General features: G+C 33.1%; 22 protein-coding genes. 17 read left to right on the forward strand and 5 right to left on the reverse strand.

The features are described 5' to 3' along the window. The first annotated feature begins 105 nt into the window (after positions 1 to 105). Positions 106 to 2,652, forward strand: a complete 2,547-nt coding sequence (locus tag CL818_RS09335) for an ATP-dependent Clp protease ATP-binding subunit (RefSeq protein ID WP_013187969.1) — start codon at positions 106 to 108, stop codon at positions 2,650 to 2,652. 229 nt (positions 2,653 to 2,881) lie between these two features. After that, complete coding sequence (locus CL818_RS09340) at positions 2,882 to 3,280, forward strand: hypothetical protein (RefSeq protein ID WP_272973840.1); 399 nt, start codon at positions 2,882 to 2,884, stop codon at positions 3,278 to 3,280. On the opposite strand, the gene hutH is transcribed toward CL818_RS09340, so the two are convergent. Then, complete coding sequence (gene hutH / locus CL818_RS09345; RefSeq protein WP_272973841.1) at positions 3,250 to 4,761, reverse strand: histidine ammonia-lyase; 1,512 nt, start codon at positions 4,759 to 4,761, stop codon at positions 3,250 to 3,252. The two genes, CL818_RS09340 and hutH, sit on opposite strands and share 31 nt — an antisense overlap. A 131-nt stretch (positions 4,762 to 4,892) precedes the next feature. Here hutH and CL818_RS09350 point away from each other — a divergent pair, with 131 nt between their 5' ends. Both CL818_RS09350 and CL818_RS09355 read left to right on the forward strand, forming a co-directional pair. Beyond that, positions 4,893 to 5,525, forward strand: a complete 633-nt coding sequence (locus tag CL818_RS09350) for a transglutaminase domain-containing protein (protein WP_272973842.1) — start codon at positions 4,893 to 4,895, stop codon at positions 5,523 to 5,525. A 28-nt stretch (positions 5,526 to 5,553) separates the two neighbouring features. Then, entirely contained in the window at positions 5,554 to 5,823 is a 270-nt protein-coding gene (locus CL818_RS09355; protein WP_272973843.1) for a hypothetical protein, read from the forward strand. A 1-nt stretch (position 5,824) separates the two neighbouring features. On the opposite strand, the gene CL818_RS09360 is transcribed toward CL818_RS09355, so the two are convergent. Further along, positions 5,825 to 7,360 (reverse strand): NAD(P)H-hydrate dehydratase, encoded by a 1,536-nt coding sequence (locus CL818_RS09360; protein ID WP_272973844.1) that lies wholly within the window; start codon positions 7,358 to 7,360, stop codon positions 5,825 to 5,827. A 134-nt stretch (positions 7,361 to 7,494) separates the two neighbouring features. Between CL818_RS09360 and gcvT the strand changes: the two genes are divergently transcribed. From gcvT to CL818_RS09400, 8 genes are all read left to right on the forward strand, one after another. Continuing rightward, positions 7,495 to 8,577 carry a glycine cleavage system aminomethyltransferase GcvT gene (gene gcvT / locus CL818_RS09365; protein WP_272973845.1) on the forward strand — a complete coding sequence of 361 codons (1,083 nt, stop codon included), beginning with the start codon at positions 7,495 to 7,497 and terminating at the stop codon, positions 8,575 to 8,577. Between the two features lie 47 nt (positions 8,578 to 8,624). Further along, on the forward strand, positions 8,625 to 9,428 hold the full coding sequence (locus CL818_RS09370) for a sugar nucleotide-binding protein (protein ID WP_336380116.1): 804 nt from the start codon (positions 8,625 to 8,627) through the stop codon (positions 9,426 to 9,428). A 34-nt stretch (positions 9,429 to 9,462) separates the two neighbouring features. Continuing rightward, on the forward strand, positions 9,463 to 9,747 hold the full coding sequence (locus CL818_RS09375) for a 4a-hydroxytetrahydrobiopterin dehydratase (RefSeq protein WP_013187976.1): 285 nt from the start codon (positions 9,463 to 9,465) through the stop codon (positions 9,745 to 9,747). A gap of 30 nt (positions 9,748 to 9,777) precedes the next feature. Further along, complete coding sequence (locus tag CL818_RS09380; RefSeq protein ID WP_272973846.1) at positions 9,778 to 13,464, forward strand: ShlB/FhaC/HecB family protein; 3,687 nt, start codon at positions 9,778 to 9,780, stop codon at positions 13,462 to 13,464. Positions 13,465 to 13,539: 75 nt separating this feature from the next. Beyond that, positions 13,540 to 14,097 (forward strand): RNA polymerase sigma factor, encoded by a 558-nt coding sequence (locus CL818_RS09385; protein WP_272973847.1) that lies wholly within the window; start codon positions 13,540 to 13,542, stop codon positions 14,095 to 14,097. Continuing rightward, a complete protein-coding gene (locus CL818_RS09390) occupies positions 14,094 to 14,657 on the forward strand; it encodes a DUF4179 domain-containing protein (RefSeq protein ID WP_272973848.1) in 564 nt (187 codons plus the stop codon). Before CL818_RS09385 ends, CL818_RS09390 begins: the two co-directional genes overlap by 4 nt. Then, complete coding sequence (locus CL818_RS09395; protein WP_272973849.1) at positions 14,638 to 15,744, forward strand: hypothetical protein; 1,107 nt, start codon at positions 14,638 to 14,640, stop codon at positions 15,742 to 15,744. The genes CL818_RS09390 and CL818_RS09395 overlap by 20 nt, the downstream gene beginning before the upstream one ends. Positions 15,745 to 15,776: 32 nt before the next feature. Beyond that, a complete protein-coding gene (locus CL818_RS09400; RefSeq protein WP_272973850.1) occupies positions 15,777 to 16,511 on the forward strand; it encodes a head GIN domain-containing protein in 735 nt (244 codons plus the stop codon). Positions 16,512 to 16,567: 56 nt separating this feature from the next. On the opposite strand, the gene CL818_RS09405 is transcribed toward CL818_RS09400, so the two are convergent. Together CL818_RS09405 and CL818_RS09410 are read right to left on the reverse strand one after the other, a co-directional pair. Continuing rightward, the gene (locus CL818_RS09405; protein WP_272973851.1) at positions 16,568 to 17,188 is read right to left on the reverse strand and encodes an L-threonylcarbamoyladenylate synthase; all 621 of its coding nucleotides are present in this window, start codon (positions 17,186 to 17,188) and stop codon (positions 16,568 to 16,570) included. Between the two features lie 9 nt (positions 17,189 to 17,197). Then, positions 17,198 to 17,407 (reverse strand): hypervirulence associated TUDOR domain-containing protein, encoded by a 210-nt coding sequence (locus CL818_RS09410; protein WP_272973852.1) that lies wholly within the window; start codon positions 17,405 to 17,407, stop codon positions 17,198 to 17,200. 70 nt (positions 17,408 to 17,477) lie between these two features. On the opposite strand from CL818_RS09410, the gene CL818_RS09415 reads away from it, so the two are divergent. Continuing rightward, on the forward strand, positions 17,478 to 18,422 hold the full coding sequence (locus tag CL818_RS09415) for an alpha/beta hydrolase (protein WP_272973853.1): 945 nt from the start codon (positions 17,478 to 17,480) through the stop codon (positions 18,420 to 18,422). 72 nt (positions 18,423 to 18,494) lie between these two features. Here CL818_RS09415 and CL818_RS09420 read toward each other — a convergent pair whose 3' ends face one another. Then, positions 18,495 to 18,776: a type B 50S ribosomal protein L31 gene (locus CL818_RS09420; protein WP_013187985.1), complete on the reverse strand. Its 282-nt coding sequence runs from the start codon at positions 18,774 to 18,776 to the stop codon at positions 18,495 to 18,497. Positions 18,777 to 18,945: 169 nt separating this feature from the next. Here CL818_RS09420 and CL818_RS09425 point away from each other — a divergent pair, with 169 nt between their 5' ends. From CL818_RS09425 to CL818_RS09440, 4 genes are read left to right on the forward strand one after another with little or no spacing between them, the layout of a single operon-like run. Continuing rightward, entirely contained in the window at positions 18,946 to 19,476 is a 531-nt protein-coding gene (locus CL818_RS09425; protein ID WP_219360176.1) for a DUF4199 domain-containing protein, read from the forward strand. A 3-nt stretch (positions 19,477 to 19,479) separates the two neighbouring features. Further along, positions 19,480 to 20,433: a glycosyltransferase family 2 protein gene (locus CL818_RS09430; protein ID WP_013187987.1), complete on the forward strand. Its 954-nt coding sequence runs from the start codon at positions 19,480 to 19,482 to the stop codon at positions 20,431 to 20,433. A gap of 46 nt (positions 20,434 to 20,479) precedes the next feature. Next, entirely contained in the window at positions 20,480 to 22,207 is a 1,728-nt protein-coding gene (locus CL818_RS09435) for a phospho-sugar mutase (RefSeq protein ID WP_272973854.1), read from the forward strand. 9 nt (positions 22,208 to 22,216) lie between these two features. Continuing rightward, entirely contained in the window at positions 22,217 to 24,043 is a 1,827-nt protein-coding gene (locus CL818_RS09440) for an ABC transporter ATP-binding protein (RefSeq protein ID WP_272973855.1), read from the forward strand. Positions 24,044 to 24,111 lie beyond the last annotated feature (68 nt).

Here is a 24,111-nt window from a genome sequence, read left to right on the forward strand (position 1 = left end):
TTTAAGATTGAAATGTTTTCTATTAGTATTCGTCTTATTAAAAGGAACGGTTTTTGAACATTTCAAGAGTAATTCACTAATTTTAGAGCAGAAAGAACAAGATTTATGGATGATAATTTTTCACCAAGAGTAAAAGATGTAATAGCATACAGTAAAGAAGAAGCCTTAAGGTTAGGCCACGATTTTATTGGTACTGAACATCTTATGCTTGGATTATTGAGAGATGGCGACGGAAAAGCTATCTCTATATTAGATGCACTTGATGTAGATTTAAACCATTTACGCAGAAAGGTTGAAATATTGAGCCCAGCAAATTCAAATATTGCAACGCTCTCTAATGAAAAGAAAAATCTGCATTTAACTAGGCAGGCAGAACGTGCTCTTAAAACAACTTTTCTTGAAGCAAAGTTGTTTCAGAGCACATCTATTAACACCGCTCATCTCTTATTATGTATTTTACGTAATGAAAATGACCCTACAACAAAGCTGCTTAATAAGCTTAAAGTAGATTATGATGGCGTTAAATCCCAATTTAAAACTATGTCGACAAATGATGATGACTATATAGACCCAATTAAGGCAGAATCTTTCTCTGATGATGATTCGGGCGATGATGAAACAAAGGACAATCCTTTTGAAAATCCTTCAGCTAAGTCTGGCAAAAAATCTAAAACTCCGGTTTTAGATAATTTTGGTAGAGATCTTACAGCTATGGCAGAAGAGAATAAACTTGATCCTGTTGTTGGAAGAGGTAAAGAAATTGAGCGTGTGTCTCAAATTTTAAGTAGACGTAAGAAAAACAATCCTTTACTAATAGGTGAACCTGGTGTTGGTAAAAGTGCCATTGCAGAAGGTTTAGCATTACGTATTGTACAACGAAAAGTGTCACGCATTTTGTTTGATAAGCGTGTGGTAACTCTTGATCTTGCAAGTTTAGTTGCAGGAACTAAATACAGAGGACAGTTTGAAGAGCGTATGAAAGCCGTAATGAATGAGCTAGAAAAGAATGATGACATTATTCTTTTTATAGATGAGATTCATACCATAGTTGGTGCTGGTGGCGCAACAGGTAGTTTAGATGCTAGTAATATGTTTAAACCTGCTTTAGCAAGAGGCGAAATACAATGTATTGGTGCTACTACTTTAGATGAGTACAGACAATATATTGAGAAAGATGGTGCTTTAGAACGCCGTTTTCAAAAAGTAATTGTAGAGCCTACTAACGTAGAGGAAACTATAGAGATACTACAGAATATTAAGAGTAAATATGAAGATCATCATAATGTAACTTATACAGATGAAGCTATTGAGGCGTGTGTAACACTTACCAATAGATATATGACAGACCGCTTCTTACCAGACAAAGCAATTGATGCTTTAGATGAGGCTGGATCTCGTGTACACATTACTAATATTGATGTCCCAAAACAAATTATTGAGATTGAGAAAAAGCTAGAAGAAGTACGCGACTTAAAAAATACTGTGGTTAAAAAACAGAAGTATGAAGAAGCTGCTAAATTACGTGATGACGAAAAGAACCTAGAGAAAGAATTAGCTATAGCTCAAGAACGTTGGGAAGAAGAAAGTAAACTTCATAAAGAAGAAGTTAGTGAAGATAATGTTGCAGATGTTGTCTCTATGATGTCTGGCATACCAGTAAATAGAATTGCACAAACAGAAAGCAAGAAACTTTCAAAATTACCAGAGCAAATTAAAGGCAAAGTAATTGGACAAGATGAGGCTGTAGGAAAAGTTGTTAAAGCTATACAAAGAAACCGTGCAGGATTAAAAGATCCTAACAAACCAATTGGGTCTTTTATCTTCTTAGGACAAACTGGAGTTGGTAAAACGCAATTAGCAAAAGTACTTGCCAAAGAATTGTTTGATAATGAACAATCGCTCATAAGAATAGATATGAGTGAGTATATGGAGAAATTTGCAATCTCGAGATTAGTTGGTGCGCCTCCAGGATATGTTGGTTATGAAGAAGGAGGACAACTTACAGAAAAAGTAAGACGTAAGCCATACGCTGTGGTATTGCTAGATGAGATTGAAAAAGCACATCCAGACGTATTTAATATTTTATTACAAATATTAGATGATGGTTATATAACAGATAGTCTAGGACGTAAAATAGATTTTAGAAATACTATAATTATAATGACATCTAACATTGGTGCAAGAAAGTTAAAAGACTTTGGCCAAGGTGTAGGGTTTGGAACTTCTGCAAGAAAAGATCAAGAAGATGCCAATGCAAGAAGTGTTATAGAAAATGCACTTAAGAAAGCCTTTGCACCAGAGTTTCTTAACCGTGTAGATGATGTTGTAGTCTTTAATGCATTAGAGCGTGAAGACATTCACAAGATTATAGATATTGAATTAGAGAAGTTATACTCTAGAATTGGCGGTTTAGGTTACCACTTAACTTTAAGTGATGCTGCAAAAGATTACATCTCCGATAAAGGATTTGATAAACAATATGGAGCAAGACCGTTAAAACGTGCTATCCAGAAATATATTGAAGATGCATTAGCTGAAGAAATTATTAATTCTAGCTTGAGTGAAGGCGACAAGATTTTTATGGATTTTGACGACGATAAAAAAGAGCTTAGCATTAAAATTGAGAAGCCGGCTGAAGAGACAGAGTCTTAATTTTATCTCAATATAATTTTAAGCATACACTTAAACTAAAAAATCTGCTTTTCATAGCAGATTTTTTTTTATTCCAATTTTATGGCATACTTTCAAAACACTAACAAAAACAGTGCATTAGCCTACTAATTAACTAGGCTTTTAAATTTCATTCAATCAAAATTATAAATTGTTATTTATATAATAATGTTAATGAAATTTGAGTTAAATACACTGCATAACTTATATTATGAAAGTTAAAGAGATAACATTAGACTGCGCTACCTTTTTAATATTTGAAGACTATATGGTGGGCACTATATTTGAAGGAGCAGATTTTAATGAAGAGTGTAAATATAAACTTTGGGATATTTGTAAAACAAATTTTGAAAACCGCAGTTTTGGATACATCTCAAACAGGATACATTCGTATTCTGTTGATCCTACAATTTATCTTGATACCAGCAAAAAGTTTGAAAAACTTAAAGCAATAGCTGTTGTTTCAAAACGTAAAATGCATAGGTCTAACTTTCAATTAGAAAAGCAGTTCTTTAAATCTCCATTAATGCTTTTTGAAGAATTAAATGAAGCGAAAACTTGGATGGCAGAGCAGTTAAACTATTCAAATAGTAGTTCACTATCTACTTGAAAGTGATGTAAAAACTGTACTGTTGTTTCAATATAATCAGACATAATAGCATCATTCTTAATAAAAGGAACTTCTTCCCTATACGCTTCAACAAATTGTTCTAAAAATTTAGAGGTCTTAAGTGGTTTTCTAAATTCTAAAGCTTGAGCAGCATTAAACAATTCAATAGCCAATATTGTTTTTAAATTATTAGATACCTTTAAAAGTTTAGTGGCAGCATTTGCTCCCATACTAACGTGATCCTCTTGACCATTAGATGAGACAATAGAGTCTACACTACTTGGCGTACATAATTGTTTATTTTGGCTAACTATACTTGCACAAGTATATTGAGGTATCATAAATCCGCTATTTAAGCCTGGATTGTCTACTAAGAAATCTGGTAAGCCGCGTAATCCAGATACAAGTTGATATACTCTACGTTCAGAAATATTTCCTAACTCTGCCAAAGCAATTGCAAGAAAATCCATTCCCAAAGCTAATGGCTGACCGTGAAAATTTCCGCCAGAAATAATTTTATCTTCTGCAACAAATATGTTTGGATTATCTGTTACACTATTAATTTCGGTCTTAAATGTTTTATGCACAAAGTTTATTGTATCCTTGGTTGCACCGTGTACTTGTGGAACGCATCTAAAGGAATATGGATCTTGTACACTTGCCTTTTCATCTTCAGCAATTTCACTACCTTCAAGAATCTCTCTAATTCTGTCTGCAGTTTTAATTTGTCCTCTATGCGGTCTTACAAAATGTACCAGCTCATCAAACGGTGATAAGTTGCAATTAAATGCATCCATAGATAATGCGCTTATAACATCTGCTAAGTAACTCATCTTATAAGACTGTAACAGCACATAAACACCATGAGCACTCATAAACTGTGTACCATTTAGCAATGCTAAACCTTCTTTAGACTGCAAAACTATGGGCTCCCAGTTATTTGTTTCTAATACCGTTGCCGCTTTAACTCTTTTATCATCTTGCCAAACTTCACCTAAACCTAAAAGAGGTAATGCTAAATGTGCAAGTGGAGCTAAATCTCCAGAAGCTCCTAATGATCCTTGTTCAAATATGACTGGCAGGATATCTTCATTAAAGAAATCTATTAATCTTAATACTGTATCTAATTGCACTCCAGAATTTCCGTAGCTAAGCGATTGTATTTTTAAAAGCAACATTAATCTAATAATGTCTTTTTGTACAAGATCTCCAGTACCACAAGCGTGAGACTTTACTAGGTTTTCCTGTAATTCTGACAGCTTATCATTAGATATACTAACATTACACAGCGATCCAAAACCAGTATTAATACCATAAACAGGTGTGTTACTCTCTTCTATCTTTGCATCTAAATACTGCCTAGCCTTTTCTATATTTAACTTTGCTTCATCACTTAAAGCAAGCATTTTATTTTCGAATAATATAGTATGAATTGTATTTAATGTCAGTACTTCTGAGCTAATGTAATGAGTATCTCGCATGGTATGTTTTCTGTTGCTTCAAAAGTCGTATTCTCAAAACACATTTGCAAATACTTCGTTAGTATAAAAGCGAGACTTTTATTACAATTATGTTTGTTACTTTTAAATGATAGTTTACAAACACACCCTAAATGTCCTATTTAAAACCAACTTACTATTTCGATTTTGATAATGACCTCATTCAAAACTTAATTTCTGAGGTAAAGAAGGACGATTCTAAAAATAATCAAGCCATTCGTATTTATACTAAGATAAGAGATGAGTGGTTGTATGATCCATATCATATTAGCTTTTCGAAACAAAAATATCGTGCAAGTCATATTGCTCAAAAAACAACAGGCAATTGTGTTGAAAAATCTATCTTGCTAATTGCTTGCTTAAGAGCTTTAAACATTCCCGCAAGATTACACTTAGGTAAGGTTAAAAATCATATTGCTGTGGAACGTTTAGAGGAAAAATTTGGCACCAATGAACTTACACCGCACGGTATGGTTAATGTTTTCCTTAATAATGAATGGTTAAAAATGTCTCCAGCATTTAATGCTACATTGTGTGAGAAATTTAACGTTGAACCTTTAGAGTTTGATGGTTACACTAATAGTTATTTACAACAATATAATACTCAAGGTGATTTGTTTATGGAATATTTAGAAGACTATGGTCATTTTAATGATGTTCCCTTAAAATTTATGATTGAAAACTTAAAAACTCACTATCCTCATATTTTTAAGACAGAAACACACATTACAGAATTTAAAATCTAAGGTCTATTGAAGAGTTAGTGTATGTATTATGACGAACACACAATTTTATAAATTGAGCTTAATCCCTATCATTTATTTTATAATACTTTATAGCTTATATGTATTTAAAATAAGTAGTGTATTAATAGGTGTTCTTATTGAATTATTTACACTGCCTATGATGGGAATATTAGCATTTGCATTTATATATAGTCTAATTCGCTTAGCCATTAAAAAGAACAGAACTAAACTCTCATATATAGCAACTTTACAGCTATGTATTGCTACAAGTTTGGTTATAGGTAGTTTTTTCTGGTAATTTATGCGTCTTGCTGTTGTGGTGCTTCTTGTTGAAACAAATCTATATAAGCCATCCCTAAAGTGTCTATTAAATCTGAAGCTGTTAAACTTTGGAATCCTGTTCTATTAACTGCAATATCACCAGCAGCTCCGTGAAGATATACTCCAAAAACGGCTGCAACAACAGGATCATAATCTTGAGCTATTAAACCAGAAAGCATACCTGTTAACGTATCACCACTACCAGCAGTTGCCATACCTTGGTTGCCTGTATTGTTAATATAAATATCATCGTGATAAACGCTTATTGTATGTGCATTTTTGCAAACGAGTATTACATCGTGTTTTTTAGAAAAAGATTTTGCCTTGGCAAGCATTTCAAAATCATCATTCCACTCTCCTATTAATCGTTTTAATTCTTTAGGATGTGGAGTTAGAATACTTTTTTTAGGTATATGTTGTAAAAGATCGTTTTTATTAGACAACATATTTATACCATCTGCATCTATTACCATTGGGCGCTCTGTTTTTTCTAAAAGACGCTCAAATTCTTGTATGGTGTTATCACTAGTTCCTGCCCCAATTCCAAAACCGATAACAGTCATATCTGTTGGGCAATCTATATCTGTTAACTCATAGTCAGATGCATCTGTAAATACCATTGCTTCTGGAACAGAGGTCTGTAATACTTGATAACCACATCTTGGGATAAAGGCACTTACCATACCTACTCCAGATTTTAAGCAGGCTTTAGTTGCTAGTACTGTAGCTCCTATCTTACCATAACTACCACCAATAATTAAAGCGTGTCCAAATGTCCCTTTATGAGAAAACTTGTGTCGCGGTTTATAAAGTTGTTGTGCTTCAGCTTTATTTATAAGTTGCATTTGAGATGGCGTCTCCATTAAGTACTGCCTATCTAAACCAATATCTATAACATCTAAGTCACCAACAAACGCACCAGTATCTGCTAAGAAAAATGGAAGTTTAGCACTTTGAAAAGCTATAGTGAAATTTGCCTTTATAACTTCATCTAAAGATTTTGTAGCTTCATCAACAAATAAACCCGAAGGCACATCAATAGCTAAAGTAAACGCTCTACTTGCATTAATATGTTTTACTAAATTGGCAACCCAAGGTACTAACGGCCTGTTTAAACCTATTCCAAAAATTGCATCAACAATAAAATCATTATGAGTTAGTTCTGGAAAATCGTCTTCAGATTTTAAAAGCTCTGGCCATTTATTAGTAAGCTCTTTATACCTATCATAATTAATAAGAAAATCTTTAGATCGTTTATCACTGTAGTTAACAACAAAAGCTTTTACGTTGTAACCGTGTTCCAACAAATGTCTAGCAATGACCAAACCGTCTCCACCGTTATTTCCTATACCGCAAAATATCTTTATTTCCATTTGCGCACCTTGTATACGCTGGTGTATTTGGTTAAACACTAAAGTACCAGCGCGTTCCATTAACTCCGTAGAGGTTAAGGATTGGTTTTTTATGGTTAATTGGTCTGCTTCGTGAAGTTGTTTTGCCGTGAAAAGTTTCATTAATACTGGGTTGGTTCTTAAAATTTAAAAGTAAGCAAAAGTTATGCAAAAATCTAACCTTTAAACTACTCAACATTTTTAAAATCCTATGAAACAATGCTTACATTTGCAAACTGAAAATTAATACACTATCAATGAAAAATACAGCACTTACATCAATTCACGAAGCACTTGGCGCTAAAATGGTTCCGTTTGCAGGTTACAATATGCCAGTTTCTTATGAAGGCGTCACTATTGAACATGAAACTGTTAGAAAAGATGTTGGCGTTTTTGATGTTTCTCATATGGGTGAGTTTTTAATTTCTGGCCCAAATGCTTTGGAGTTAATACAAAAAGTAAGTACAAATGATGCCTCTAAACTTACAGATGGTAAAGCACAATACAGCTGCCTTACAAATACAGAAGGTGGTATTGTAGACGATTTGATTATTTACTGTCTAAATCCAGAAAAGTATCTTTTAGTTGTTAATGCTTCAAACATAGAAAAAGATTGGGATTGGATCTCTATGCACAATACTATGGAGGCAGATATGAAAGATTTAAGCTCAGAATATTCTTTACTTGCAATACAAGGTCCTAAGGCTGTTGAAGCTATGCAATCGTTATCACCATACGATTTAAGTAGTATAAAGTTTTACAATTTTGTGGTTGAAGAATTTGCAGGAATAGAGAATGTAATAATTAGTGCTACTGGGTATACTGGTAGTGGTGGTTTTGAGATTTACTGTAAAAATTCTGAAGTAGAACAAGTTTGGAATAATGTATTAGAAGCTGGTAAAGAATTTGGTATTAAGCCAATTGGTCTTGCTGCCAGAGACACCTTACGTCTTGAAATGGGTTATTGTCTTTATGGTAATGATATAGATGATACCACATCTCCACTTGAAGCAGGTTTAGGTTGGATTACTAAATTCACAAAAGACTTTATTAATAGTGATGCTCTTAAAGCTCAAAAAGCTGAAGGTCCACAACGCAAACTTATAGCGTTCGAGATTGAAGATAGAGGTATTCCAAGACAAGGTTATGATATTGTAGATGAAGCAGGAAATACAATTGGTATAGTAACATCTGGTACTATGTCTCCTTCTTTAAATAAAGGTATTGGTTTAGGTTATGTCCCTAGCAATATGTCTGGATTTGGAGAACCTATTTACATTCAAATACGTAAGAAAGCTGTAAAGGCAACAATTGTAAAACTTCCGTTTTACAAGGGCTAAGTAAGCTGTAAACTACATTTTATATCTCAGATTCTAAAAAAATATTAATTCTTGGAGGCAGTGGCTTTTTAGGTAATGCGCTCTATAGGGAACTACTACCCTATTTTAATACGCATGCTACCTATTATACAGACAATGCTACCTTTGAGTCTAACTTTAAATTTCACCAATGGGATTTAGAGTCTGAAGATGTATCAATATTATTAGAGCAGGTTAAACCAAATGTTATAGTTTCTGCATTAAGAGGTTCTTTTGATGCTCAGGTGCACCAACACCTGTCAATTATAAATTACATTTTAAAAAACCCTTGCAAACTTATTTTCTTATCGTCTGCTAATGTGTTTGATGCCTTTACAAACTATCCGTCTTATGAATATGATAAAACATTATCTGAAAGTGTGTATGGTAGATTTAAAATTAAGATTGAAAATGCACTGTTAAGACTGCCAAATAATAAATATAATATCTGTAGGCTTCCTATGGTTTTTGGGGCAAAATCTCCACGATTAATAGAACTTACAGAGCATTATAAAAATAATGTCCCTTTTGAGGTATTTCCTAACGTAGTAACTAATGCTACTACCCACAAAAAACTAACACAACAATTACACTATATAATTAATAGAAACCGTAAAGGAGTATTTCATTTGGGAAGTAAAGACTTAGTGCACCATGACGATTTAATACAGGATATTTGTAAAGAATTAAAGTTTGAAAACCCATTACTTAAAAGTGTATACAACTCAAACGAAGATCGTTATTTAGCTGTAATGCCAAAAGACAACCTATTGCCTAAAAATTTACAGATGACAATTCAGGAAGTTATTAAAGACTCTGTAATCATCTCGTAATTAATTATTACCTTAACATTAAAATATATATACTATGAAACTTACAGAACAACAAATAGAAAACGCATTAAAAGAATTAAAAGGTTGGGAATTTGGAGATGATGCCATTCATACATCTTTTGAGTTTAATAATTTTAAAGAAGCATTTAGTGTAATGACAAGAATAGCTTTTGAAGCAGAAGCACAACAACATCATCCAGAATGGACAAATGTTTATAATGAACTTTCTATAACGTTAAGTACACATGATGCTGGTGGCGTAACAGAAAAAGATATTGAGATGGCTAAAACCATTGAAGATATAATTGACGCAGACTAACCATACTTACATTTAATTAAACCCTAATTAATGCCAAAAAACTATTTTAAAAGTGCCGTATATCTTGCGGTTGTAACATTATTATGCGCCTGTGCGTCCAAAACCACAAGGTATCTTAATACAGAGGACAAAATGTACAACCCAATTTCTTTAGATACTTTAGGAAGTACTAAAGAGTACCAAAGTGTATACCTATATGGTAATGCAGGCAGCAATAAAAATGGTCCAGATGAGGCATTATTACAAAAGTTCCAACAGTTTACTAATCAACATTCAACCAAAGACGATTATTTAATTTTTCTTGGTGACAATGTGTATGCCAACAGGCTAAAAAAAGATAACAACAAGGAACAGTTAGACATGTTGTTAAATGTCTTTAAAACCTTTAATGGCACACCATTAATAATTCCCGGAGAAAATGATTGGAATGAAAATGGTGTTGAAGGTCTTGAAAAATTAGAAGACTACGTTGAAGAGTTTATGGGTAAAGATGAAAATTACCTTCCAGAAAATGGCTGTCCAATAGAAACTATTGATGTAAGTTTTAATACAGAAATCATTGTTATAGATACACAATGGTATATTGAAGATTGGAGCAAGCAAGCAGAATTTAATGCTAAATGTGAAATAAAAACTAGGGAGAAGTTTATAAAAGTTCTTACAGACGAAGTTAGAAAAGCAAGACACAAAAATGTGCTTTTAGTAATGCACCATCCTGTTTACTCTAACGGTATTTATGGCGGAGAAATTTCTAATGATATTCTATTTAACCCTAAACCAGAAAACTTATTCTTACCAACCATAGGTGCACCTTGGACGTTTATGAGAACTCAAGGAGGTTTGTCTAAACAAGATTTACTCAACCCTTTAATGAACGAGCTAATCTCTGAGGTTAAAACAATAGCAAGACAAGCACCCTTAATGTTTGTCTTATCTGCCCACGAACAATCTTTACAGTATATTATACAAGACAACCTACATCAAATTATTTCTGGTACAGGTGGAAAAAAAGAAGGTTCTAGACTAGGAAAGAATGGTATTTATTCTTCTGGAAAAGCAGGATTTGCTGAGTTAAGATTATATGAAGACAGATCTTCAAGAGTTATTTTTTATGAGATAGATGAGAAAGAGAATATAGTTAAAGCTTTTGATAAAGAGGCCTTTGCCTCTCCAGAAGATTATGACCTCTCACAACTACCTAAAACATATCCAAAAACAGTAAAAACAACAATTTATCCTCCAGAAGAAACTAAGGTAAGTAAACGTTATGAAGAGTTTTTTGGAGAACATTACCGCTATTTATACGGTAAGGAAATTGAAGCACAAGTAGTATTACTTGATACATTATATGGTGGTTTAAAAGTAGAACGTGCAGGCGGCGGAAACCAGACCCAATCTTTAAGATTGGTAGATAAGAATGATAAAGAATACAACATGCGTGCTATTGCTAAAGATGCAGAACGCTTTTTACAATCATCTGGTTACAATGATTTAGATTCTGATGTGTATTTTGAAGACACAATTCCTCTGGAAATTATTGAAGACTTTTATACAGCTTCTCATCCTTACGGTGCATTTGCCATACCAAAGCTTGCTGGTGCTATAAATTTAGGACACACCCATCCAAAATTATTTTATGTTCCCAAACAAAAAACATTAGGAGAGTTTAATGAGTATCATGGTGATCGCTTGTATATGATTGTTGAAAAACCAGATAGCGATTTTAACAACGCACATATGTTTGGTTTTAATAAAGAAGTTGAAAGTACTTCAGATTTATTTGAAGAGCTTAGGAAAGATGAAACGAACGTTATTAATGAGAAAGAATATATAAAAGCAAGAATATTCGACATACTTGTAGGAGATTGGGATAGGCACGAAGACCAATGGCGTTGGGCACTTTTAGAGGACACAGAAAATACTGGTAAAAACGTTTACCTACCAATACCAAGAGATAGAGATCAAGTTTTTGCAAAGTTTGATGGAACATTTATTAAAACATTACAAAGTATAGTATCGAGCACTAAACAATTAGGGTTATATGGTCCAGATATAGAGTTTATAGATCCTTTTAGTGAAAGTGCTTTAAACTTAGACCGTGCGCTACTTCAAAAAACTAGTTTAGAAGATTGGCACGAGCAAATTGAACTCATACAAAAAAACATTACTCCAGAAATTGTTGACAAGGCTTTTAATGATATGCCTGTAGAATCTCAAGATGAAGTAACAGAACAAATTAAGAAAGATTTCTTAGCAAGGAAAGCTAATTTAAAAAGCATAATAGAGCGTTATTATGAGAATATTATAAGTTTTCAAACCTTACTCGGTACAGATAAAGATGATCATTTTATCATAACTAAATTACCCGATGGTAAAATTAACATTGAAGCCTATAGAATTAAAGATGGCAAAGATGAAGATCTTATTTTTAATAGAACGTTTAATGATAAAGACACGCATACCATCTGGATTTATGGCTTAGGAGATGATGATGTTTTTGAAATTAAAGGTGATAACACATCTAAAATTAAAATAACAATTGCTGGTGGTCTTGGTGAAGACACCTATAATTTTAGCAATGGAAAAAATGTAATTGTATATGATCAGGAACACCAAGACAATGTAGTTAAAGAAGAAAACGGTGCAAGATTTAGAATAAATGATGTGTATGAAAACCATATTTATGATCCAGAACGCAGGCCAAGTTCTGGAAGTGTATTTGGGCTAAATGTAGCCTATAATCCAGATTTAGGAGCTGTCACAAAGTTGCTTGTGGGCAAAGAGACACTAAAGTTTGAGCGCAACCCATTTACAAAAAAGTTTGACTTACTTACAACTTACTACCCATTAACACAAGCTGTAAGTTTTGAAGGCTCTGCTCAATTTGCCCATTTATTTCACGATTGGAATCTTAAAATCTCAAGCAGAGTAACCAGCAACAATTATACAGAGAACTTCTTTGGTTTTGGAAACTCTACAGACAATCCGTTTTCTAATTATGATGCTAATAGAATTTACACAAGACATTTTTCTGCAGGCGCATCAACTTACTATAAAGGAGAGTTTGGTAGTGCTTTTGAGATTGGTTTCAACTATTACAATGTAGGTACAGAAGCTTCAGAAGTAATATCTGGAACTGGTATAGGAGAGCAAGAAGACTTTGCCCAAATACATTCTACATATCATTATTTAAGCACAAATAGTAAAGGCTTCCCAAATAGAGGAATGGAGTTTAAAGCTAAAGGCTATTTTTCAGATAATTTATCAAGTTCTCAAACAACATTAGCTGTTGATCCGTCATTAACGTTCTGGAATGCTATAGATTCTTCTAGAGATGTTATTTTAAAAACATCTGCTTCTGGGCAATTACGTTTTGGTGATGCCATACCATTTTACCAAAGCGCAAGAATTGGAGGAGAACACAGCTTAAGAAGTTACAGATTACAACGCTTTACAGGACAACAATCTTTAGTAGGAAATGTGGAGTTACAGTATAATTTTAAACCGCTTAAAACTGTTTTCTTACCTATACGCAGTTTAGGATATTTAGGATATGATACTGGTAGAGTTTGGATAGATGATGAGTCTAATTCAAACTGGCACTATAGTTATGGTGGTGGTATAATATTTTCCGTTAGCGGCCTTACCTCTAACCTATCTTACTTTCATGGCGAAGAAGGTGGCAGATTTGCATTCAATATTTCTTTCGGAATTTAAATTTTTTCAAAATACTTTTCTAAAAGTGTAACAAACTTACAATAGCTGTATCTTTAGTATAAAGCAATTGTTTTTTTGACACTAACCGCCACACATATTAATGAAACATTAGAGCGTTGCCGCAAAGGTAATCAACAAGCGCAGCTTTTAATTTACAAACAGTATTATCGTGCTATGTACAACACGGCATTACGCATTGTGAAAGACGAAGCAGAAGCCCAAGATGTCATGCAGGAATCGTTTTTAAACGCCTTTACTAAACTCGATTCTTTTAAAGGAGATGCCACTTTTGGTGCTTGGCTTAAACGTATTGTTGTAAATAACAGCCTAACAGCTTACAGAAAAAACTCTAAATTCAGTGTGGTTGCTTTTCAAGATGTAGAAGAACGGTTAGATGTTCCTGAAGATCAAGGAATATCTAATTCAGACTCAGAAAGCAGTCCTAAAGTAAAACTCATACTAAATACTATGAACTCACTTAAGGATAATTACAGAGTGATCTTAACATTACATCTTATTGAAGGTTATGACTATGAAGAAATTTGTGACATTATGAATTTAACCTATGCAAATTGTAGGACAATGCTGTCACGCGCAAAAGAAAGTTTACGTTCTAAATTACCAGAACTATGAAAGATGAAGAATTAGATAACGTGTTTAAAGATTTAAATTTTGATGTCTTTGAGCCTGAAGAAAATCATGAGGAAGCGTTTTTAAAAAAGCTAAACGCACAAAGTATAGCACAAGCTAAACACCAAAAGGGTGCCATATTTAATCTATGGAAACCGCTTTTATCTGTTGCTGCCTGTGTATTGGTTGGTGTATTTCTTTTTAAAAGCTACACCTCTCCAACTCACGAAGAAACTGCAGATTTAGCAAGTGTTTCTAAGGAAATGAAACAAACTCAAGATTTTTACAGTGTTCTAATTACATCTGAGTTAAGTAAGTTAGAACAACAACAAACACCAGAAACAAAACAATTAATAGACGATACAATGCGCCAGTTAAATGTTTTAGAAAAAGACTATCAAAAATTAAAAAAAGACCTAGTAGATAGCGGTGAAGACAAACGTGTTATTTATGCAATGGTCACAAATTTTCAACAGCGTACTGCATTACTTCAAAATGTATTAGAAACTATTGAGAACATTCAAAAATTAAAAGAACAAGACAATGAAAGCAATATACTTTAATCTACTACTCATACTGGTTTTTCCAGCATTGGTTTTAGCAAATCCTGTTCATGACAAGAACTGGAAAGGAAAATATACTAAAGAGAAAAAAATTAATAAAGAGTTTTCTGTTACCTCAGATGCATTGCTAAACATAAGTAATGATTACGGCAATATAGATATTACCACTTGGGAAGAAAATAGAGTTGTTATTCAAGTTATTATTAAAACAAATGGAGATGATGAGCAAAAGGTAAGAGAAAAGCTAAATGACATTACAGTTAATTTTGAAGCATCAAGTTCTTATGTAACTGCAAAAACTAAGATTGATAAAAATGAAAGTCAAAGTTGGTGGAGTAGCTGGACTGGCGGCAACAATAGCCACAGTATAAATATGGAAATTAATTATATTATAAAGTTGCCAGCCACAAATGCTGTTACTTTAGAAAATGACTATGGTAATATCTCTATAGACAGATTACTAGGTAACGCCAATTTAGATTGTGATTATGGTAAACTTAATATAGGCGAATTATTGGCTGATAATAATAAAATTTCATTCGATTATAATACGGGTTGCACCTTCGATTATATTAAAAGCGCTACAATTAATGCAGGATACAGTACATATTCAATAGAGAAAGCAGGAAATCTTATTATAAGTGCAGATTACTCTAACGGAAGCATTAAAGAAGTAAAAAACCTTCAATTTAATGCAGACTACGGAAGTTTTAAAATTGACAAAGTAAACAACATTCAAGGTGATGGTGATTATTGCACCGTTAAGTTAGGAGATGTTTTTGGCAATGTAGAGTTAACTTCAGATTATGGGAATTTTATAATAGAACGGCTAACCAAAAATGCTGGAAACGTTAGTTTAAACGGCGACTACGCAGGTATGAAAATTGGGTATGACGCCGCTTATGAATTTACATTTAATGTAAATCTTAGCTATGCTGGCTTTACGGGAACAGATGGTTTACAGTTTACGCTTAAAAATAAAAGCAACTCCAATTCTACATACGAAGGATATAACATTTCTAAATCTGCTAAAAACAATTTATTTATAGATTCAGATTACGGAAGTGTAAAAATGAATCGACTTTAATCAATTATCTAATCAATCATAAAAACGAACACATGAAATTTAAATTAATAATCCTCGCAACACTTTGCTTTAGCTTACAATCTATTAATGCACAATGGTGGTCTAATGGTACAAAAGTAGAAGGCAACGGAACTATTAAATCCGAAAATAGATCTGTAGGTACTTATGATGAAGTAAATCTCTCAGGCTTTTTTGATGTTATTTTAGAACAAGGAACCGAAGGAAACTTAACGGTACAAGCAGAGAGCAATTTATTAGAGTACATTACTACAGAAGTAGAAAATAACGCTCTAAAAATTTCAACTAAAAAAGGGTACAACTTACGTACATCTAAACGCATGCAGGTAATAATTACCGTACCGTTTAAAGATATTGACAAAGTTGCGTTATCTGGATCTGGTGATATTATAGGAAAAGATCTCATAACAGCTAAGAACTTTAAGGCCCTTATTTCTGGTTCTGGTGATATCTCTTTAAGTGTTGAAGCTAAAACTATTGAGACTGCTCTATCTGGCTCTGGAGATATCAAGTTAACCGGTACAACAGATAAATTATCTGCAAAAGTTGCCGGCTCTGGAGATATTTCTTGCTATGATTTGAAAGCAAAAGATGTAGAGGCTAAAGTAAACGGTTCTGGAGATGTAGAAGTTTATGCAAGCAAATCATTATATGCTAGAGTTTCTGGTTCTGGAGATATTGATTATAAAGGAAACCCAGCAAATGTAGATAAAAAGACAAGTGGGTCTGGAGATGTTACAGCGCATTAAAAATTTTTACTCAAATAGTAAAACGCCAACTAAAGTTTTTAGTTGGCGTTTTACTTTTAATATATTTCTAAACTTCCTTTACCTTCTCGTATTACTTCGGCTTCATCACCTGTAAGATCTATAACTGTTGAGGCTATATTATCTCCATAGCCTCCATCTATAACAATATCTACGTGCTTGTCCCATTTTTCTAAAATAAGACTTGGGTCTGTAGTATACTCTATAACGTCATCTTCATCTCTAATAGATGTTGAAATAATTGGATTACCTAGCCCACTTACTAATGCATTGCAAATACTGTTATCTGGCACTCTTATTCCAACAGTCTTCTTTTTCTTAAAGACGTTTGGTAAGTTATTATTTCCTGGAAGAATAAATGTATAAGGTCCTGGCAAACAACGCTTCAATATTTTAAATGTACGCGTATCTATTTGCTTTACATAGTCTGATAGGTTACTTAAATCTTCACAGATAAAAGAAAAATTTGCCTTCTCTAGTTTTATATTTTTTAGCTTAGCAATACGCTCTAAAGCGCTTACATTAGAGATATCACAACCAAGCCCATAAACTGTGTCTGTTGGGTAAATAACCAAAGCTCCATCACGCAATGCATTTACCACTTGCTTAATTTGTTTAGGATTTGGGTTGTCTTCGTATATACGTATTAGTTCTGCCATATTTTTAATTTAATCTCTATTAACTTCACTTTCTAACTTTAAGACGTGGTCTCCATCTTCCTGCTTAATATAAAGTGCTTTATTATTTGTCTCTCCATCTCTAGTAACGTCTGTACCTTTTATGGTTTTAGTTACAGATTTAGTATAAGTTTCTACAACCTTTCCGAAAGCTTCACCACTTCCCCATTTCCAGGTTACACTAGTACCTTCTTTAATCATGTTTAGTCTTTTTCTTTAAAATTACTACAAAATATATAATCATATTAGGTTTTTTATGAAGCTTTAACAGTTGTTACACAGTTTTAGCACGACATTTGATTTAGAGGAATTAAAAAAGAAAAATATGACCATTATAAAATCTATATGTATTGCAGTATCTCTTATGCTGTCTCTTTCATGCAGTTCAGATAATTCTAGTACTACAACTCAAGATCCTGTTACAGAAAATCCTCAAGAAGAACCACAAAACCTTGAAGCAGAAGATATATTTGATGTAAGCTATGGCGACCATCAACAACAGGCTTATGACATATACTTACCTGCAAACAGAACTACAGAAGCCACTAAAGTAATATTATTAATACATGGTGGTAGTTGGACAGCTGGTGATAAAAGTGATATGAATTATTTTCTACCTATTTTACAACCACAACTTTCCGAATATGCAATAGTAAATATGAACTATGTACTTGCTAATGAAACTACAGCTGCATTTCCTAATCAGATAACTGATGTTGGTGCAGTAATAGAACACGTGAAAAATAATGCCTCAGAATATCACATAAATCCAACATTTGGAGTTATTGGTCTTAGCGCCGGCGCGCATATTGGATTGCAGTATACATATGCAGAAGATACTAACCAAGATATTAAAATGGCTTGTAGCGTTGTTGGACCTGTAGATTTTACAGATCCTTATTATTCTGAAAACCCTCAATTTCAATTTGTAAACGATTTGGTAGATGAAGATGCTTATCCTGAAGGTACAAATTTCGAAGAGGTTTTAAGTCCTGCATTACAAGTCTCACAACAAAGTGTGCCTACTATATTATTTTATGGAGAAAGTGATCCTTTGGTACCACTAAGTCAAGCTAATGCCATTAACGATGCTTTAGAAGCAAATAACGTTACACACCAATTAACAACTTATGAAGGTGGTCATGCCAATTGGAGTTTAGCAAGCTATGCAGATTTACAATCTAAGCTTTCAATATTTATTAATGAGCATCTTTAAAAACTATCAAGCATAAAAAAAGCTTCCAAAATTGGAAGCTTTTTTTTATTGTATAAAAGAGTACTAAAAAGTTTAGTCTTCTTTAGTTTCTTCAGCTTTAGCAGGCTTCTTAAACTTAGCATACTTGTTCTTAAACTTGTCAATACGACCAGCTGTATCAAGTAATTTAGCTTTACCTGTATAGAAAGGATGAGATGTTCTAGAAATTTCTAATTTCACTAATGGATACTCAGTACCATCAACTTCGATCGTTTCTTTAGAATTAGCAGTAGATTTAGTTAAAAATACTTCGTCGTTAGACATATCTTTAAACGCTACTACTCTATAGTTTTCTGGATGTACACCTTGCTTCATCGTTGTAATCTTTTTCAGTTTGATTTTTAGAAGTGCAAATTTAGTTATTTTACTTTAATTTGCAAGTAGTTATTGTTATTTTTTTAATGCACTATAAAATACAGTGTGCAATGTAACATATTCCTATATTTGTGTACTAAGATAGTATAACCATTAACACATTATACTCATGGAAAACGCTTACAGAAAATCTGCAACCTCTTACGGCATCACGTTAGGTGTCATCTTATCTTTATTAACAGTAATTGGCTATGCTGTATATCTAGACCTATTTACTGCTTGGTGGTTTGGTATACTAAACATACTACTTATTATTGTCTTCGGAATTTTATCTGCAAAGAAAACAAAACAACTAGTTGAAGGCTACACTACCTTTAAACAAGCATTTACAGGCTATTTTATAACAATTGCCTTAGGAACATTTATTAGTACAGTAGTAAGTTTATTAATATTTAATGTTATTGATACAGATGCTGCTCAAATTTTAAACGAGAAGATTATTGAAAACTCTGAAGCTATGATGCAAAAATTTGGTGCACCACAGTCTGAGATAGATAAAGCAATTGTTGCTATGGAAGAAGATAACCAATTCTCTATGATGAATTACATTAAAGGATGGTTTGGTTTCTTGGTATTTTACGCAGTAGTTGGGCTTATTGTTGCATTAATCTTTAGAGAGAAAGATCCTACCAAAGTATAATTCATGCAGTTATCTATTGTCATTCCGCTTTTAAATGAAGGCGAATCTTTAAACGAACTTTATAATTGGATTGCATCTGTGATGCAGTCCAATTCATTTTCATATGAACTTCTGTTTATAGATGATGGCAGTACAGATAACTCATGGGAAATAATTACTGCGCTCTCCCAACAAGACAAAAATGTAAAAGGCATACGTTTTAATAGAAATTACGGCAAATCTCAAGCTTTGCACGCAGGTTTTAAGTGCGTAAAAGGTGATGTGGTAATTACAATGGATGCAGATTTACAAGACAGTCCAGATGAAATTCCAGAATTGTATAACCTTATTATCAAAGATGGTTATGATCTTGTTTCTGGCTGGAAGAAAAAGCGTTATGACTCTAAGCTCACTAAAAACCTACCTTCTAAACTTTTTAATGCAGCCGCAAGGAAAACATCTGGTGTAAAGCTTCACGACTTTAATTGTGGTTTAAAAGCTTACAATCAAGTTGTTGTGAAGAATATTGATGTTTATGGAGAAATGCATCGTTATATACCAGTATTAGCTAAAAATGCTGGATTTACTAACATTACAGAAAAAGTAGTTAAGCACCAAGCCAGAAAATATGGGACAACTAAATTTGGAGCAGAGCGTTTCATTAATGGTTTCTTAGATCTTATTACCATTTGGTTCTTATCTAGATTTGCAAAACGACCAATGCACTTATTTGGCGCACTAGGTGTACTTATGTTTATTATAGGATCTTGTTCTGCAATTTATATTGGTATCTCAAAACTCTATAAACTGGCTCAAGGTTTACCAGCAATACTCGTTACCAACAATCCTTGGTTTTATATTGCCTTAACTACTATGATAATAGGAACTCAATTATTCCTGGCAGGCTTTTTAGGAGAACTTATACTAAGAAGTAAACGCCAACAAGAACGTTATAGAATAGCTGAAACCATAGCGTAATTTACCACATTGGTTTTTCGTATTTTTACACAAAATTTATTGACTCATGACTAACGACCAAGCCATCTTAAAAAAGGCCAACTCTTGGATGACCTCGACTTTTGATGCTGATACTACTGCAAAAGTAAATCACCTAATTACAAATAATCCTACAGAACTTGAAGATAGTTTTTATAAAAATCTTGAATTTGGCACTGGTGGTATGCGCGGTATTATGGGCGTTGGCACAAACAGAATTAATAAATATACTTTAGGAAAAAACACACAAGGCCTTTCTAATTTTATGAAACAGCAGTTTAACGGCGAGCAACTTAAGGTTGTTATCGCTTATGACTGCAGGCATAATAGTAAGTCTCTTGCAAAGACTGTGGCAGATGTTTTTACTGCAAATGGTATAGATGTGTTTCTATTTTCAGACTTGAGAACAACTCCAGAGTTATCTTTTTCAGTAAAATATTTAAACTGTCATTGCGGTATTGTATTAACTGCAAGTCATAATCCGCCAGAGTATAATGGTTATAAAGTGTATTGGCAAGATGGCGGTCAATTGGTGCCACCACAAGATGCTGCTATTATAAATGAAATAGATTCTTTAAAGTATGAAGACATTTTATTTAAAGGACAAGATGAACGCATTACTTATATAGACTGCACTATTGATGAAGCCTTCTTTGCTGCATCTGTAGATAATGGTAGTTTTAATACCCCAAATTCTGCTAAAGAAAATCTTAATATCGTATTCACGTCTTTACACGGTACATCGATAACTGCAATACCACAAGTACTTGAAAGAGCAGGTTATAACAATGTGAATATTGTAAAGGAACAGGCAGAGCCGAACGGCGATTTTCCAACAGTAAAATCCCCTAATCCAGAAGAACCTGAAGCCTTAAAAATGGCTACAGATTTAGCTTTAGCTATAAATGCAGATATTGTAATTGGTACAGATCCAGATTCAGATAGATTAGGTATCGCTGTAAGAGATCGTAAAGATCAAATGGTTTTGCTTAATGGTAATCAAACCATGGTGGTAATGACTTGGTTTTTGCTTGAACAATGGAAAAAAGCAGGAAAATTACATAATGATACTTTTGTAGGCTCCACTATTGTCTCTACACCTATGCTAAAGGTTATGACAGAAGCTTATGGTGCTCAATACCATGAAGGTCTCACAGGCTTTAAATGGATTGCTAAAATGATAAAAGATTTACCAGATTTAGATTTTATTGGTGGCGGTGAAGAAAGCTTTGGATTTATGGTTGGAGATTTTGTGAGAGATAAAGATGCGGTAACCTCTACTCTATTAGCGTGTGAGATAGCGGCTCAATTAAAAGCTGAAGGCTCTTCTATACTAGACAAACTTCACGACCTTTACTCAGAATTTGGCTATTATAAAGAAGAATTAATCTCTCTTGTGAAAAAGGGCAAAGATGGTGCAGAAGAAATAAAGCAAATGCTTATCGAGTTAAGAAACAACCCTTTACAAACTATAGCAGGCGAAACTGTTGTAAAGATGGAAGACTATGCAAACTCTACATCTTTAAACCCTGTTTCCAAAAAAACGACAGAGTTAAATATCCCTAAATCTAACGTTCTTATTTACTATACAGATAAAGGCACTAAAATAGCTGCAAGGCCAAGTGGAACAGAACCTAAGATTAAGTTTTATATAAGTGTAAATAGCACGTTATCTTCTAAAGAAACTATAGACGAAACTACAGCTATTTTAAATTCAAAAATTGCTTCAATAAAATCTCAACTTGGTTTGAGTTAAATATATTCTATGAATTATTTTAAAAAAATAATGAGGTTTGCGATACCTTATAAACGCTATGCCTTTTTAAATATATTCTTCAATATTTTATATGCATTGTTTAGTGGTCTGGCATTTATGTCACTAATACCTATGATGCAGGTATTATTTGATCCTGAAGATATAAAGGTAACCGAAAAGCCTGTATATACAGGTATTACAAATATTAAGGATTATGCAGAAAACTCTTTGAACTACTTTATTACAAATGTAGCTGGCACAGACAAAATGCAAGCTTTAATTATTGTAATCTGCTTAGTTCTAGGCTTATTTATATTAAAGAATCTCTTTAGTTATTTTGCCATGTATTTTATCACCTTTTTAAGAAATGGTGTTTTAAAAGACATTCGCAACACATTGTATGATAAGATAACAGAACTTCCTATTTCCTTTTACTCTGAAAAACGTAAAGGTGATACTATTGCAAGAATGACTAGTGATGTTTTGGAAATTCAGCATTCATTTTTATCTATCTTAGAGCTTATAGTAAGAGAACCACTAACAATAATCTTCACTTTAATATTTATGTTAGCGCTAAGTGTTAAGCTTACCATCTTTGTGCTCATTTTTATTCCGGTATCTGGATTTTTAATTTCCTTGGTCGGTAAATCTTTAAAGAAAAAATCTGATAGAGTCCAGAAAGAACAAGGTGTCTTACTCTCTGTATTAGAAGAAACTTTAGGTGGCTTAAAAGTGATAAAAGGATTTAATTCTGAAGCGTATTTTACAGAAAAATTTGAAGAGTCAACAAACAGACATTTTAAATTTTTAAATAGCTTAGTTAACCGAAACAACTTAGCAAAACCTGTTAGTGAAGTATTAGGTATAGGAATTATTTCTGTGCTCCTATATTATGGTGGCCGCTTAGTGCTGGTTGAAGGCAGCTTTGATGGCCCAGAGTTTATCACATTTATGGCATTAGCATACAACATACTAACTCCAGCTAAGGCAATTTCTAAGGCTAGTTATAATGTTAAACAAGGAAATGCAGCAGCAGAGCGTGTCCTAGAAATTTTAGAAACAGAGTCACCTTTAAAGGATAAACCAAATGCTAAGGATAAAGTAGATTTTACTACCAATATCGATATTAAGAACGTTAACTTTAAGTATGAGAATGACTATGTTTTAAAAGACTTTAGCATTACCGTTCCTAAAGGACAGTCTGTAGCTTTGGTAGGACAATCTGGTAGTGGTAAGAGTACCATAGCCAACCTAGTAACACGTTTTTACGATGTAAATGATGGTGAGATTACTATTGATGGTGTAGACATAAGAGATCTTAAAAAGAAATCTCTAAGGCATTTAATGGGCTTAGTAACACAAGATTCTATATTATTTAATGACACTATAAAGAATAACATACTATTAGGTAAACAAGATGCTACAGATCAAGAAATTATTGAAGCTCTTAAAATCGCAAATGCTTGGGAGTTTGTAAAAGACTTGCCAAAAGGTATTGATACTAATATTGGTGATAGTGGTAATAAATTAAGTGGAGGTCAAAAACAAAGACTCTCTATTGCTCGTGCAGTACTTAAAAATCCACCTATTATGATTTTAGATGAGGCTACTTCCGCTCTAGATACAGAAAGTGAACGTCTTGTACAAAGTGCGTTAGAAAACATGATGCTAAACAGAACATCATTGGTTATTGCACACCGTTTATCAACTATTCAAAATGCAGATAAAATTGTAGTCATGCACAGAGGTGAAATTGTTGAAGTTGGCAAGCACGACGAGTTACTAACACTAAATGGAACTTATAAAAAATTAGTAGACATGCAGAGTTTTGAGTAAACCCTTCAAAAACTATTAAACAAAAAAAGGTCTGCTTTAATAAAGCAGACCTTTTTAATTTTATAACA

The organism is Croceibacter sp., from assembly GCF_002716225.1.
Lineage (GTDB): Bacteria > Bacteroidota > Bacteroidia > Flavobacteriales > Flavobacteriaceae > Croceibacter > Croceibacter atlanticus.

Coding starts and splice junctions, on each gene's coding strand:
- CL818_RS09335 (WP_013187969.1), top strand. CDS start 106: ATGGATGATAATTTTTCACCAAGAGTAAAAGATGTAATAGCATACAGT.
- CL818_RS09340 (WP_272973840.1), top strand. CDS start 2,882: ATGAAAGTTAAAGAGATAACATTAGACTGCGCTACCTTTTTAATATTT.
- hutH (WP_272973841.1), bottom strand. CDS start 4,761: ATGCGAGATACTCATTACATTAGCTCAGAAGTACTGACATTAAATACA.
- CL818_RS09350 (WP_272973842.1), top strand. CDS start 4,893: ATGTCCTATTTAAAACCAACTTACTATTTCGATTTTGATAATGACCTC.
- CL818_RS09355 (WP_272973843.1), top strand. CDS start 5,554: ATGACGAACACACAATTTTATAAATTGAGCTTAATCCCTATCATTTAT.
- CL818_RS09360 (WP_272973844.1), bottom strand. CDS start 7,360: ATGAAACTTTTCACGGCAAAACAACTTCACGAAGCAGACCAATTAACC.
- gcvT (WP_272973845.1), top strand. CDS start 7,495: ATGAAAAATACAGCACTTACATCAATTCACGAAGCACTTGGCGCTAAA.
- CL818_RS09375 (WP_013187976.1), top strand. CDS start 9,463: ATGAAACTTACAGAACAACAAATAGAAAACGCATTAAAAGAATTAAAA.
- CL818_RS09380 (WP_272973846.1), top strand. CDS start 9,778: ATGCCAAAAAACTATTTTAAAAGTGCCGTATATCTTGCGGTTGTAACA.
- CL818_RS09390 (WP_272973848.1), top strand. CDS start 14,094: ATGAAAGATGAAGAATTAGATAACGTGTTTAAAGATTTAAATTTTGAT.
- CL818_RS09395 (WP_272973849.1), top strand. CDS start 14,638: ATGAAAGCAATATACTTTAATCTACTACTCATACTGGTTTTTCCAGCA.
- CL818_RS09400 (WP_272973850.1), top strand. CDS start 15,777: ATGAAATTTAAATTAATAATCCTCGCAACACTTTGCTTTAGCTTACAA.
- CL818_RS09405 (WP_272973851.1), bottom strand. CDS start 17,188: ATGGCAGAACTAATACGTATATACGAAGACAACCCAAATCCTAAACAA.
- CL818_RS09410 (WP_272973852.1), bottom strand. CDS start 17,407: ATGATTAAAGAAGGTACTAGTGTAACCTGGAAATGGGGAAGTGGTGAA.
- CL818_RS09420 (WP_013187985.1), bottom strand. CDS start 18,776: ATGAAGCAAGGTGTACATCCAGAAAACTATAGAGTAGTAGCGTTTAAA.
- CL818_RS09425 (WP_219360176.1), top strand. CDS start 18,946: ATGGAAAACGCTTACAGAAAATCTGCAACCTCTTACGGCATCACGTTA.
- CL818_RS09430 (WP_013187987.1), top strand. CDS start 19,480: ATGCAGTTATCTATTGTCATTCCGCTTTTAAATGAAGGCGAATCTTTA.
- CL818_RS09435 (WP_272973854.1), top strand. CDS start 20,480: ATGACTAACGACCAAGCCATCTTAAAAAAGGCCAACTCTTGGATGACC.
- CL818_RS09440 (WP_272973855.1), top strand. CDS start 22,217: ATGAATTATTTTAAAAAAATAATGAGGTTTGCGATACCTTATAAACGC.